Source organism: Flavobacterium sp. AJR, assembly GCF_002156885.1.
In the GTDB taxonomy this organism is placed as follows: domain Bacteria; phylum Bacteroidota; class Bacteroidia; order Flavobacteriales; family Flavobacteriaceae; genus Flavobacterium.
On sequence record NZ_NCWQ01000015.1, the window covers coordinates 14,182 to 26,860 of the forward strand.

A 12,679-nucleotide genomic window follows, 5' to 3' on the forward strand; every position below is an offset into this window, starting at 1 on the left:
AATTCTTATTTTTGCAACCTAAAAACTAAAAAACAACTAAAAAGAATTACAATGGCACACAATATTAAACCAGGAGTAGCAACAGGGGATCAAGTTCAAGAGATTTTTAATTATGCAAAAGAAAAAGGATTTGCACTTCCTGCAGTAAACGTTACTGGATCAAGTACAATCAATGGAGTTCTTGAAACTGCAGCAAAACTGAATGCGCCAGTTATTATTCAATTTTCTAACGGTGGAGCACAATTTAACGCTGGAAAAGGATTATCTAATGCTAACGAAAAATCAGCAATTGCTGGTGGAATCGCTGGAGCAAAACACATTCATACTTTAGCAGAAGCTTACGGTGCAACAGTAATTTTACATACTGACCACTGCGCAAAAAAATTATTACCTTGGATTGATGGTTTACTAGATGCTTCTGAAAAACATTTTGCAGAAACAGGAAAACCTTTATTCAGTTCTCATATGATTGACTTATCTGAAGAGCCAATCGAAGAAAACATCGAAATTTGTAAAGGCTATTTAGCTAGAATGAGCAAAATGGGAATGACTCTTGAAATCGAGCTTGGTATTACAGGTGGTGAAGAAGACGGTGTTGACAACTCTGATGTTGATAGCTCTAAATTATATACTCAACCAGAAGAAGTAGCTTATGCTTACGAAGAATTATCTAAAGTAAGTCCTAAATTTACAATTGCAGCAGCTTTTGGAAACGTTCACGGTGTTTACAAACCAGGAAACGTAAAATTAACTCCAAAAATCTTAAAAAATTCTCAAGATTTCGTTCAAGACAAATTCAAAACTGGTCATAACCCAGTAGATTTCGTTTTCCACGGAGGTTCAGGTTCTACACTTGAAGAAATTAGAGAAGCTATTGGATACGGTGTTATCAAAATGAACATTGATACAGATTTACAATTTGCATATACTGAAGGGATTCGTGATTATATGGTTAAAAACATTGACTATTTAAAAACACAAATTGGTAACCCAGAAGGCGCTGATGTTCCTAACAAAAAATATTATGACCCAAGAAAATGGGTACGTGAAAGCGAAGTAACATTCAATACAAGACTTGAGCAAGCTTTTGCTGACTTGAATAACGTAAATACACTTTAAATTTTAGATTTCGTAATTTAGATTTCGGACTTCTAAAAAGCCTGAAATCTAAATTTTGAATCAGATTGAAAAATCTAAACTTTAATCCCGATAACTATCGGGACTACATTCTAAATTAAAAAAAATGGCTTGGTTTAAAAGACACGAAAAAGGGATTACAACTGCTACCGAAGACAAAATGGATGTCCCAAAAGGACTTTGGTACAAATCTCCAACTGGAAAAATTATTGATGCTGATGAGTTGGCTCGTAACTTATTTGTGAGCCCAGAAGATGATTTCCATGTTAGAATTGGAAGCGCAATCTATTTTGAGATTTTATTTGATAACAACGAGTTTGTTGAATTAGATAAAAACATGACATCTAAAGATCCTTTGCATTTTGTGGATACAAAAAAATATGCAGAAAGATTAAAAGATGTAATGGAGAAAACTCACTTAAAAGACGCTGTGCGTACAGGAGTGGGAAAATCTAAAGGAAAAGAACTTGTTATTTGCTGTATGGACTTTGCCTTTATTGGTGGATCTATGGGAGCTGTAGTAGGTGAAAAAATTGCTAGAGGAATTAATCATGCTATCAAAAACAAATTACCATTTGTAATGATATCTAAATCTGGTGGAGCACGTATGATGGAAGCAGCTTACTCTTTGATGCAGTTAGCCAAAACATCTGTTAAACTTGCCCAACTTGCCGAAGCTGGATTACCATACATTTCGTTATGTACAGACCCTACAACAGGAGGAACAACTGCTTCTTATGCTATGTTAGGAGATATTAATATTTCTGAGCCTGGTGCTTTAATTGGATTTGCAGGACCAAGAGTTGTAAGAGATACTACAGGAAAAGATTTACCTGAAGGTTTCCAAACTGCTGAATTCCTTTTAGAACATGGCTTTTTAGACTTTATAACGCCTAGAAAAGAATTGAAAGACAAGATAAACTTGTATATCGATTTGATTCAAAACAATACAATTAGATAGTTTACAAACTTCTAAAAATACCAAAATCCCATTCGCTACGGCAAATGGGATTTTTTTATATCTTTATTTCAAATACTAATATATGAAAAGCGCTTTTATCAGTTTTATTACTTGCTTATTCCTTTTTAATTGTACCAAGAAAGAAGAAAAGACTGTTGCAAAAAACATCACTTATATAATTTCGAAAGAAGATATTAAACTCCAAAAATATACCGACTCATTAAAAAATAATGAAAGTAAAATAGTACTCCCAAACTCAAAAGGATTTTATTATGGAGAAAACCAACTTATCATTGACAACAAAGGGAATTTCCTCTATTACCAAAGAGAATACATTCAAATCCTATGTAACTATGGACAAGAGAATGACACACTACCCCATTTTATAAACTTAAAGACTGAGGATATTATAAAGATTCCACAAAAAAGCTTGAGTGATTTCATCTCGGAAAACATCATAACAAAAGAAAAAAGAAGACAAATTTTAATAATTGCATCCCAAAGGGACACTATTACAAATACCTACTTTTTAAATTTCATAAAAAATAGCCATTTACAAGCATATCATATCAGGAGAACAACACAAGAAGAAGACACTGTACTGAAGTACAAAAAGAACGATAAATATTATTATTCTGATTCTATAAACTGGGACAAAACAAAAATCAAATTCCCTAATTACAAAATCAAAGACTAAAACTACAATCATTCAACTTTACCGCAACACGATGATAAATAACCTATTGGTATGAGTACAAAGATGGGAGACTTCGTCTCAATCTGACATCTGATTATATTATTACAGACCTATATTGCGTAGAGACACTACGGACTTAAACTTCTACTCCTTTCTCTCCAATCTTGTCACCCTGAGGAACTAAGGATCTCCACAAGAAACTAACACTAACTTGATTTTAAATTATCGAGCTACTCACGAAGGTTCTTCCTGCGTCAGAAAGAAAAACAAGTTTAGGATTACTATAACAAACCAATATTGCGTAGACGCACTGCGGTGCGTCTCTACAGAAAACCTTTATGTCTTTGTTCCTCTGAACCTCAGAACCTCAAAAAAACCTACATTCCTGTTCTAATAGCTTCAACAGGATCTAATTTGGAAGCAGATATTGCAGGAAGAATCCCAGCGATTAATCCAATTAATGCTGCAAGCCCAGTTCCCAGAAGAATATTACCCATTCCGAGTACAAACTCAAAATCGAGTGCTTTGGTAAGAATCACAGAAATTAACCAAACCAGAATTAACCCGATTGCTCCGCCAATTACTGAAAGAATAATTGCCTCAAACAAAAACTGAAACATGATAAATCTATTTTTTGCCCCCAAAGACTTCTGAATTCCAATAAGATTCGTTCGTTCTTTTACAGAAACAAACATAATATTTGCAATCCCGAAACCACCAACAAGAAGAGAGAATCCGCTTATTATCCAACCCATCATATTCATCTGTCCGATAATTCCATCTATAAAATCTGTAAACCCTGAAAACACATTAACAAAGAAATTATCGATTTGTCCTGCTTTCAAACCTCTAACGGCTCTTAATTTCTGAGACACTTCGGCTTTATATGCATCCATATCAATTCCTTTTTCAGGCTTCAATACAATTACCGGAGTCATCCCATCATTATTATCACCATACATACGACGTAAAAAATTTGCTGGAAAAAATACCGATGTATCATTACTATCTCCAAACAAACCTGCTCCTTGCTTTTTCACGACACCTATAACAGTGAAACGTTGCCCGTACAAACGAATATTTTTCCCGATAGGTTCTTCGTCTCCAAAAAGACCTTCGGCTATATCATGTCCTAAAACTATAACTGGTGTTCCAGAATTTGATTCTGATTCGTTATAAAAACGACCTTTCTCAAAATCCAAACCTTCGATTTCCATAAATTCATACGAAACTGGAACTACATTTACATCACTAACTGTTTTAGAATCGTATTTTAAACTTTCACGCTTAACAAAAAGCTGATATCCTACCTGGTTTGTATTTGTAAGAGAATTTTTCAGATAAGTATATTCATCATATTTTACGTTTGGAAATTGTTCTCTTTTCCATTGCGGAATATCTGATGGACCAAAAGGAAACTTCATTAAATAAATCGTATTTTTATCTAAGCTACTTAAATCCTTAGTAATTTTTCTATTCAAAGAATCTACAGCTGCGAGTACTGCGATGATTGAAAAAATACCAATGGTAACTCCCAACAAAGACAACAACGTTCTTAGTTTGTTACTACGTAAGGCATTCATCGCAAAACCAAAACTTTCTTTTAATAATCGAAGATAAAGCAGCATAGATTTTAAATTTACATTAAAGTAAAATTCAATAAATTTTAGTCAAAAACCTAATAAAAATTCACTTACTCATAGGTAGGATTTTTTAAGAGAATGTTACATAAAATGATGATTTTTATAATCAAAAAAAAACTATTTTTGCACCTTCATAATTATAACTACACAATGAGCACAACAAAAACTATTCAATCGGCATTAATTTCAGTCTTTTCCAAAGATGGGCTTGAACCAATTGTAAGAAAACTACACGAACAAAAAGTAACATTTTACTCTACTGGAGGAACGGAAGATTTTATTAAAAACTTAGGAATTCCTGTAGTTCCTGTAGAAGACATAACTTCTTTTCCTGAAATTCTTGGTGGACGAGTTAAGACTTTACACCCGAAAATTTTTGGTGGAATCTTAAACCGTCAAGATAACGAAAGTGATGTACAACAAATGAAGGAATTTGACATTCCTCAAATTGATTTAGTAATTGTTGATTTATACCCATTCGAAAAAACAGTTGCTTCTGGAGCTAGTGAAACAGATATTATCGAGAAAATTGATATTGGTGGAATTTCATTAATCCGTGCTGCTGCAAAAAACTTTAAAGACACTACTATTGTAGCTTCGGTAAATGAGTACAGCTTATTGTTGGATTTAATTACAGAACAAAACGGAGCAACAACTCTTGAGAACAGAAGATTACTTGCTACAAAAGCATTTCATGTTTCATCTCATTATGATACTGCAATTTTCAACTATTTTAATACTGACGATACTATTTACAAAGAAAGTATTGCTGACGGACAAGTGTTACGATATGGTGAAAACCCACATCAAAAAGGATTTTTCTTTGGAGATTTTGACGCAATGTTCAAAAAACTACACGGAAAAGAATTATCGTACAACAACTTACTTGATGTAGATGCTGCTGTAAACTTAATTGCAGAATTTAAAACTGACGGACCTACGTTTGCAATTTTAAAACACAATAACGCTTGTGGTTTAGCTACAAGAAAAAACATTAACGAGGCTTATTTAGCAGCTTTGGCTTGCGATCCAACATCTGCATTTGGTGGAGTTTTAATTTCTAACACAAAAATTGATTTAGCTACAGCTCAAGAAATAAATAAATTATTTTGCGAAGTAGTAATCGCTCCAAGTTATGACAATGAAGCAATTACAGTTTTAGAAGAAAAGAAAAACAGAATTATATTGGTTCAAAATGAGGTAGAATTACCTACAAGACAAGTGAGAACATGTCTAAACGGGCTTTTAGTTCAAGATAAAAATAATATTACCGACAATAAAGCGCATTTAAGAACCGTTACAATTACTGCACCTACAGAGCAAGAAGTAGAAGATTTAATATTCGCTTCAAAGATTTGTAAGAACACAAAATCGAATACAATCGTATTTGCAAAAAACGGAACTTTAATTTCATCTGGAACGGGACAAACCTCTCGAGTAGACGCTTTGGTTCAAGCAATTGACAAAGCAAAAGCATTTGGATTTGATTTAAATGGAGCTTCGATGGCAAGTGACGCATTTTTCCCTTTTCCGGATTGTGTAGAATTAGCCAAAAAAGCAGGAATTACAGCTGTAATTCAGCCAGGTGGATCAATAAAAGACGAATTAAGCATAAATTATTGCAATGAAAATAAAGTTGCAATGGTATTTACAGGAACGCGTCATTTTAAACATTAATTTGTTTAACTTTGTGCGTTACTAATTTATAACTTTTAAACCCCTAAAAAACTTATGGGATTTTTTGATTTCATGACCGAGGATATTGCGATAGACCTTGGTACCGCAAACACTTTAATCATACATAATGATAAAGTCGTTATTGACAGTCCTTCAATCGTGGCACGTGATAGAATATCAGGCAAAATCATTGCTGTTGGTAAGGAAGCCAATATGATGCAAGGTAAAACCCATGAAAACATAAAGACCATAAGGCCACTTAAAGACGGGGTTATCGCCGACTTTGATGCTTCTGAGAAAATGATCAATATGTTCATCAAAAGTATTCCTGCATTAAAAAAGAGAATGTTTACTCCTGCATTACGTATGGTGGTATGTATTCCTTCTGGAATTACTGAAGTAGAGATGCGTGCAGTAAAAGAATCGTGCGAAAGAGTAAATGGTAAAGAAGTTTATTTGATTCACGAACCAATGGCTGCGGCAATTGGTATTGGTATCGATATTATGCAACCAAAAGGAAACATGATTGTTGATATCGGTGGTGGAACAACTGAAATTGCAGTAATTGCATTAGGTGGAATTGTATGTGACAAATCAGTAAAAATTGCTGGTGATGTATTTACAAATGATATCGTTTATTACATGCGTACACAACACAACTTATTTGTTGGAGAAAGTACTGCTGAAAAAATAAAAATTCAAATTGGAGCCGCTATCGAAGATTTAGATGGACCTCCAGAAGATATGTCAGTTCAAGGTAGAGATTTACTTACTGGTAAACCAAAACAAGTAGATGTTTCTTACCGTGAAATTGCTAAAGCATTAGACAAATCAATTCAACGAATTGAAGATGCTGTAATGGAAACATTATCTCAAACACCTCCAGAATTAGCAGCCGATATTTACAATACAGGTATTTATCTTGCAGGTGGAGGATCTATGTTAAGAGGTCTTGATAAAAGAATTTCGCAAAAAACAGATTTACCTGTTTACATTGCTGAAGATCCATTAAGAGCAGTAGTTCGTGGAACTGGAATGGCACTTAAAAACATTGCAAAATTTAAAAGTATCTTAATCAAATAAGATAAACAATTATTATATATTTCCTCAGAGCTAAAATTTATAAAACTTAGCTCTGAAGGAATTTTGAAACTTAAAGCATATCCTGAAACAAAATAACCAAGCAAGAAATGCAGCAGATATTTAATTTTATTATAAGAAACAGTAATCGGTTACTGTTTTTGCTGCTTTTAGGTATTTCGTTGGGTCTCTCCATTCAATCTCATTCTTTTCATAAAAGTAGAGTTATTAGTTCTGCTAATTTCTTGAGCGGTGGTGTTTACGAAAAAATAAACAGCGTAAATGAATATTTGAATTTAAGAAAAGAAAACGACGAATTGGTTCTTGAAAACGCAAGACTAAAAAGTCTTTTATTTAATGCAGAAGACACTACCAAATTACCTCTTCCAGACAGCATTAAAGGCGTTAAACCTGCCGATATTATCGTTTCGAAAGTGATACATAACTCTTATAATGTACATGAAAACTACATTACTATAAACTCTGGTTCTAATGAAGGAGTTAAACCTGATATGGGAGTAATCAATAGTTTAGGAATCATAGGTATTGTAGATAATACATCGCCAAGATACGCTACTGTTGTAAGTATTCTTAATATCAAATCACAGATTAATGCCAAAATAAAGAAATCAAATCATTTTGGTTCTTTAATCTGGAATGGAAAAAGCACTGGTTTTGTTCAGTTAATAGATGTTCCCAGACTGGCTTCTGTACGTAAAGGAGACACTATTGTAACTGGTGGTCAATCGGTAATTTTCCCTGAAAATATTGGAATTGGTACTGTAGAGAATATATACACATCTAAGGAAACAAATTATTATACAATCAATGTCAAATTATTTAATGACATGACAAATTTAGGACATGTATATATTATCAAAAGTAGAGATAGAGAAGAGCTTATTAAATTAGAAAAAAGAGAAAAAGATGAATAGCGCGTTGTTAATCAATATTTCTCGATTTATCCTGCTATTGGCAGTTCAGATTATTATTTTTAATAACATGAACTTCCTTGGCTATATAAGTCCGTTTCCTTACATACTTTATATCATATTATTTCCTGTAAACGGAAACAAATCTGGTCTTATAGTATCTAGCTTTTTACTCGGCCTTGTAATGGATATGTTTTGTAATTCGGGAGGAATACACGCAACAGCTTGTTTAATTCTTGCCTATTACAGACCTTATATATTTAAATTTTCATTTGGATTGAGTTACGAATACCAAACTATAAAATTAAACGATTCTTTAACCCCTGAACGATTCTCGTTTTTATTAGTATCGGTATTATTACATCATATAATACTGTTTACATTGGAGGCTTTCCAGTTTAACTTCATTTTAGATGTTTTACTTCGTACATTATTCAGTACCATATTTACCATTATAACCTGTATCATAATAATATATCTTATTAAGCCCAACAGAAGATGAGAAAAGTTCTGCTGCCCTCTTTAATAATCATTGCAGCATCTTTGCTAGTAATTCGCATATTCTATTTACAAATTATAGACGATTCTTTTAAACTTAAATCAGAGAATAATGCTATAAAGATAAAATACGACTATCCCGAAAGAGGTTATATATACGATAGATACGGTAAATTATTAGTTGCTAATCAGGCATCTTATGATATCATGGTTATCCCTAGAGAGATAAAAAACATAGATACCTTAGAATTTTGTCAACTCTTGAATGTTACCAAAGAAGATTTTATAAAAAAAATCGAGAAGGCTAAAGTATATAGCCCTCGATTACCATCTGTATTTTTAGCACAGTTAAACAAAAGTGAATTTGCTGCTTTTCAAGAGAAAATCAGAAAATTTGAAGGTTTCTATTTCCAAAAAAGATCGTTACGTGATTATGAAGTCGATTATGGCGCTAACATTTTTGGTTTTATTACTCAGGTAAATGAAAAATTAGTTTCCAAAAACCCTTATTACAACAGTGGAGATTTAATTGGGAAACAAGGTGTAGAAGAAAGCTATGAAGATGTTTTACGCGGAATTAAAGGTGTAAAATATATTCAAAAAGACAAATACAATAGAGAAATAGGTTCCTATAAAGACGGAAAATATGACACAATCGCCGTACAAGGAGAAGACATCAACCTAACGATTGATGCTGAACTTCAAAAATACGGAGAAGAGTTAATGATTAACAAACGTGGTGGGATTGTAGCTTTAGAACCTAAAACTGGCGAAATCTTAGCTTTAGTTACTGCCCCATCTTATGATCCTGGTATTTTAGTTGGTAGACAACGTTCTAAAAACTATACTTTATTGTATCATGATTCAATTGCAAAACCATTATACGATCGTGGATTATTAGCCGAATATCCTCCAGGTTCACCATTTAAAATCCTAACAGGTTTAATTGGTTTACAGGAACAAGTAATAAACGAAAACACGACGTTTTTTTGTCACCATGGATTCAGTTATGGAAGAGGTCGTTTTATGAAATGTCATAGCCACGCACCAAACCAACAGTTACATAATGGTATTTACAATTCATGTAATACTTATTTCGCCCAGACTTACATGCTTACCATAAACAAATACAACAATCCTGCTTACGCAGTTGACATATGGAGCAACCACGTAAAAAGCTTTGGTCTAGGTCAGTTTATGGGATATGATTTACCAACAGGTAAAAAAGGAAATATACCAACCTCTAAAACATATAAGAAAATTTATCCTAACGGAGGCTGGAGAAGTACAACAATTGTATCCAACTCGATAGGTCAAGGTGAAGTTTTAATGACACCAATTCAGTTAGCAAATATGATGGCTACAATAGCCAATCAAGGTCATTACTACACACCTCATATCATTAAAAAAATTGAGGGAGAAAAAATAGACCCTAAATTCACGACTAAACACGAAACTACGATAGACAAAAAATATTTCCCTCCTATAATCAGCGGATTATTTGATGTTTACAACCTAGGAACTGCTAGTAGGTTACGTGTTGAAGGGATTGACATTTGTGGAAAAACGGGTACTGCTGAGAATTTTGCTAAAATCAATGGCAAAAGAACACAACTTAAAGACCATTCTATATTTGTGGCATTTGCACCAAAAGACAATCCGAAAATTGCGATAGCAGTAATGATCGAAAACGGAGGATTTGGAGCAACAATTGCAGGACCTATAGCCAGTTTAATGATTGAGAAATACCTTCGTAAAAAAATCACAAGAAACGATTTAGAAATTCGCATTCTAAACACAAGCTTGAAAGACCAATATGCAAAATTAGGAGGAATGACTGAAGCTAGTTTAATAGAAACTACACCTAAAGATTCTGTTATGAGAGCAAAAATGAACAAGCCTAAACCTAAAGAAGTTAAAACAACAAAAGTAGATACAACTCAAAAAAACTAATAAAGAGATTCATTCCTGATGAAAAATCAAAGTGTAAAAAATAATATTGACTGGATAAGTGTAATCATCTATATCGCATTAGTGGTAATGGGATGGTTAAACATATACTCATCTTCTCTATCCTCTACTGATGGTACTTCTGAGAAACAGCTGATTTTTATTTTGCTTACTATCCCTTTAATTTTTGTGGTACTTTTTGTAGATGGTAAATTCTATGAAAAATATGCCAGTATCATTTTTGGAGTTGCTTTATTATCACTAGTCGGATTGTTCTTTTTCGGAAAAACCATAGCAGGACAGCGTTGTTGGTATGCCATAGGAAGTTTTACTTTACAACCATCAGAGTTTACTAAATCTGCAACTGCACTTGCATTAGCAAAATACTTAAGTGATACACAAATAAACCTAAAAGACGTTAACAGGCAAATACAAGCCCTTGCAATTGTTTTTTTACCTGTAATATTAATTCTTCCTCAACCCGATCCAGGAAGTGCTTTAATATACTGTATCTTTTTAATCGTATTATATCGCGAAGGACTTCCTTCCTGGTATATATGGACTGGCTTTATAGCAATCCTTTTATTTGTATTAACTCTTGTTTTAGAACCAGAATACGTAATACTCATATCCATATTGGTTCTCCTTATAATGCATTTTAAAAGCAGGGCTGTAGATAGGAATTTCATTTTAAGCGGTATACTACTTGCACTTATATCTGGCTTCGTTTTATCTGTAGATTACGTTTTTGACAATGTCTTTAAGCAACATCACCGAGACCGTTTTAATATCTTATTAGGAAAAACAGTCGATATGAAAGGTATTGGATACAATACCAATCAATCTGAAATTGCGATTGGATCTGGCGGATGGATAGGTAAAGGTTTCTTAGAGGGAACTCAAACCAAAGGAGGATTTGTACCTGAGCAACATACTGATTACATCTTTACTACGGTAGGAGAAGAATGGGGATTTGCTGGTTCTATAGTAGTCATCGCCTTATTTGTTGGACTATTTTTAAGAGTTATTTATTTGGCCGAAAGGCAAAAAACAAAATTTAGCCGGGTATATGGATACTGTGTTGCTAGTATTTTGTTTATTCACTTTTTTGTAAATATTGCCATGGTTATTGGTATTTTCCCAACTATTGGGGTTCCACTTCCTTTCTTCTCTTATGGAGGTTCAGGATTATGGGGATTCACCATTTTGCTTTTTATCTTCCTAAAAATGGATGCTAATAAAGTAAATGAGTGGTAGCTTCACGCCAAATAAACTAAAAAGCCCAAGCTTTATAATCTGTATTTTTCTCTAAACTATCCTCTATTTTATCATCTAGATGGGGAAAGAAATCTATGCCTGTTAATTTTTCGATACTATCTACCGAAACTACAAACTCGTACAAAGGTCTTTCACTTTTTTCATTTGGAACTAAAAATGCGATCATTTTATATTTCCCATTAGACTCATCTAATAGTACTTTATAGAAATATTTAGGCACTAGCACATTTTCTTTTCCAATTGTAGTATTCGAGTCGGTAAGAACTCCGCCAGTTACCACATAAATATCATCATATTTTACAGCCCAATAACGTACTTTTTGCTCTAGCCTATTCCAAACTCCGTCATTAAATTCGTGTATTTGTGGTGAAATATTCGAGGTTAAAAAAGTATCTTCATACGCCTTTTTATCAAACTCCATATCTCCGGCTGGACAAAGGTGCCCTTTATCATAACCCGATTTTTTGTAATTACGCCAATCTGCAGAGCCTGTAGTTACTTTTGGATCTTCATTAAAGTAAGGCCTTTTAAAATCATTATTCTTGATATAGTTTTTCTTTAACTCGTAAGCAACCCATTCTGCTTGTTCAAACTTTTCATTATACGAAAGCGTGTAATAATCGTGTTTTACGATTTGATTTGTTGTAGAAGTAGGTAAGTAATCAAACTCCGTATTATCGTCTTTATATAAAGCTGTTTCGCCCTTTAAACTATCTTTTACATTAGAATCAGAACTATTGCTACCACTTCCTGAATCCTTTTTACAAGAAGAAAGAAATACAACTGCAAAACCAACCAACAAAACTCTTTTTACAATTACCATAAA

The 12,679-nt window shown here is 33.2% G+C and carries 11 protein-coding genes; 9 read left to right on the forward strand and 2 right to left on the reverse strand.

Translation table 11 applies throughout. The features are described from left to right. Nucleotides 1-51: 51 nt before the first annotated feature. The 3 genes from fbaA (at nucleotide 52) to B8T70_RS05390 (ending at nucleotide 2,795) form a co-directional block, all read left to right on the forward strand. Nucleotides 52-1,119, forward strand: a complete 1,068-nt coding sequence (fbaA, locus tag B8T70_RS05380; RefSeq protein ID WP_039116962.1) for a class II fructose-bisphosphate aldolase — start codon at nucleotides 52-54, stop codon at nucleotides 1,117-1,119. Between the two features lie 124 nt (nucleotides 1,120-1,243). Continuing rightward, the gene (accD, locus tag B8T70_RS05385; RefSeq protein ID WP_035621709.1) at nucleotides 1,244-2,098 is read left to right on the forward strand and encodes an acetyl-CoA carboxylase, carboxyltransferase subunit beta; all 855 of its coding nucleotides are present in this window, start codon (nucleotides 1,244-1,246) and stop codon (nucleotides 2,096-2,098) included. Nucleotides 2,099-2,180: 82 nt separating this feature from the next. Then, nucleotides 2,181-2,795 carry a hypothetical protein gene (locus B8T70_RS05390; RefSeq protein WP_086894181.1) on the forward strand — a complete coding sequence of 205 codons (615 nt, stop codon included), beginning with the start codon at nucleotides 2,181-2,183 and terminating at the stop codon, nucleotides 2,793-2,795. A 377-nt stretch (nucleotides 2,796-3,172) separates the two neighbouring features. Here the strand turns inward: B8T70_RS05390 and B8T70_RS05395 are convergent, their stop codons facing one another. After that, nucleotides 3,173-4,423, reverse strand: coding sequence for an ABC transporter permease (locus tag B8T70_RS05395; protein WP_039112495.1), 1,251 nt, complete (start codon nucleotides 4,421-4,423; stop codon nucleotides 3,173-3,175). Nucleotides 4,424-4,588: 165 nt separating this feature from the next. Here B8T70_RS05395 and purH point away from each other — a divergent pair, with 165 nt between their 5' ends. The 6 genes from purH (at nucleotide 4,589) to rodA (ending at nucleotide 11,832) form a co-directional block, all read left to right on the forward strand. Further along, nucleotides 4,589-6,115 (forward strand): bifunctional phosphoribosylaminoimidazolecarboxamide formyltransferase/IMP cyclohydrolase, encoded by a 1,527-nt coding sequence (gene purH / locus B8T70_RS05400; protein ID WP_086894182.1) that lies wholly within the window; start codon nucleotides 4,589-4,591, stop codon nucleotides 6,113-6,115. A 54-nt stretch (nucleotides 6,116-6,169) separates the two neighbouring features. Continuing rightward, a complete protein-coding gene (locus tag B8T70_RS05405; protein WP_007804822.1) occupies nucleotides 6,170-7,198 on the forward strand; it encodes a rod shape-determining protein in 1,029 nt (342 codons plus the stop codon). Nucleotides 7,199-7,305: 107 nt separating this feature from the next. Then, the gene (gene mreC / locus B8T70_RS05410; RefSeq protein WP_039112497.1) at nucleotides 7,306-8,130 is read left to right on the forward strand and encodes a rod shape-determining protein MreC; all 825 of its coding nucleotides are present in this window, start codon (nucleotides 7,306-7,308) and stop codon (nucleotides 8,128-8,130) included. After that, nucleotides 8,123-8,629: a rod shape-determining protein MreD gene (locus B8T70_RS05415; RefSeq protein ID WP_082001792.1), complete on the forward strand. Its 507-nt coding sequence runs from the start codon at nucleotides 8,123-8,125 to the stop codon at nucleotides 8,627-8,629. The genes mreC and B8T70_RS05415 overlap by 8 nt, the downstream gene beginning before the upstream one ends. Beyond that, the gene (gene mrdA, locus B8T70_RS05420; RefSeq protein ID WP_039112498.1) at nucleotides 8,626-10,578 is read left to right on the forward strand and encodes a penicillin-binding protein 2; all 1,953 of its coding nucleotides are present in this window, start codon (nucleotides 8,626-8,628) and stop codon (nucleotides 10,576-10,578) included. Before B8T70_RS05415 ends, mrdA begins: the two co-directional genes overlap by 4 nt. An 18-nt stretch (nucleotides 10,579-10,596) precedes the next feature. Continuing rightward, nucleotides 10,597-11,832 carry a rod shape-determining protein RodA gene (gene rodA, locus B8T70_RS05425; RefSeq protein ID WP_039112499.1) on the forward strand — a complete coding sequence of 412 codons (1,236 nt, stop codon included), beginning with the start codon at nucleotides 10,597-10,599 and terminating at the stop codon, nucleotides 11,830-11,832. 16 nt (nucleotides 11,833-11,848) lie between these two features. Here the strand turns inward: rodA and B8T70_RS05430 are convergent, their stop codons facing one another. Then, entirely contained in the window at nucleotides 11,849-12,676 is an 828-nt protein-coding gene (locus tag B8T70_RS05430) for a DNA/RNA non-specific endonuclease (protein ID WP_086894183.1), read from the reverse strand. Nucleotides 12,677-12,679 lie beyond the last annotated feature (3 nt).

What these genes read in the sequence shown, in the direction of transcription:
- accD (WP_035621709.1), top strand. Translation starts at nt 1,244, where the DNA reads ATGGCTTGGTTTAAAAGACACGAAAAAGGGATTACAACTGCTACCGAA.
- B8T70_RS05390 (WP_086894181.1), top strand. Translation starts at nt 2,181, where the DNA reads ATGAAAAGCGCTTTTATCAGTTTTATTACTTGCTTATTCCTTTTTAAT.
- rodA (WP_039112499.1), top strand. Translation starts at nt 10,597, where the DNA reads ATGAAAAATCAAAGTGTAAAAAATAATATTGACTGGATAAGTGTAATC.
- B8T70_RS05395 (WP_039112495.1), bottom strand. Translation starts at nt 4,423, where the DNA reads ATGCTGCTTTATCTTCGATTATTAAAAGAAAGTTTTGGTTTTGCGATG.
- mrdA (WP_039112498.1), top strand. Translation starts at nt 8,626, where the DNA reads ATGAGAAAAGTTCTGCTGCCCTCTTTAATAATCATTGCAGCATCTTTG.
- B8T70_RS05415 (WP_082001792.1), top strand. Translation starts at nt 8,123, where the DNA reads ATGAATAGCGCGTTGTTAATCAATATTTCTCGATTTATCCTGCTATTG.
- fbaA (WP_039116962.1), top strand. Translation starts at nt 52, where the DNA reads ATGGCACACAATATTAAACCAGGAGTAGCAACAGGGGATCAAGTTCAA.
- B8T70_RS05405 (WP_007804822.1), top strand. Translation starts at nt 6,170, where the DNA reads ATGGGATTTTTTGATTTCATGACCGAGGATATTGCGATAGACCTTGGT.
- purH (WP_086894182.1), top strand. Translation starts at nt 4,589, where the DNA reads ATGAGCACAACAAAAACTATTCAATCGGCATTAATTTCAGTCTTTTCC.
- B8T70_RS05430 (WP_086894183.1), bottom strand. Translation starts at nt 12,676, where the DNA reads ATGGTAATTGTAAAAAGAGTTTTGTTGGTTGGTTTTGCAGTTGTATTT.
- mreC (WP_039112497.1), top strand. Translation starts at nt 7,306, where the DNA reads ATGCAGCAGATATTTAATTTTATTATAAGAAACAGTAATCGGTTACTG.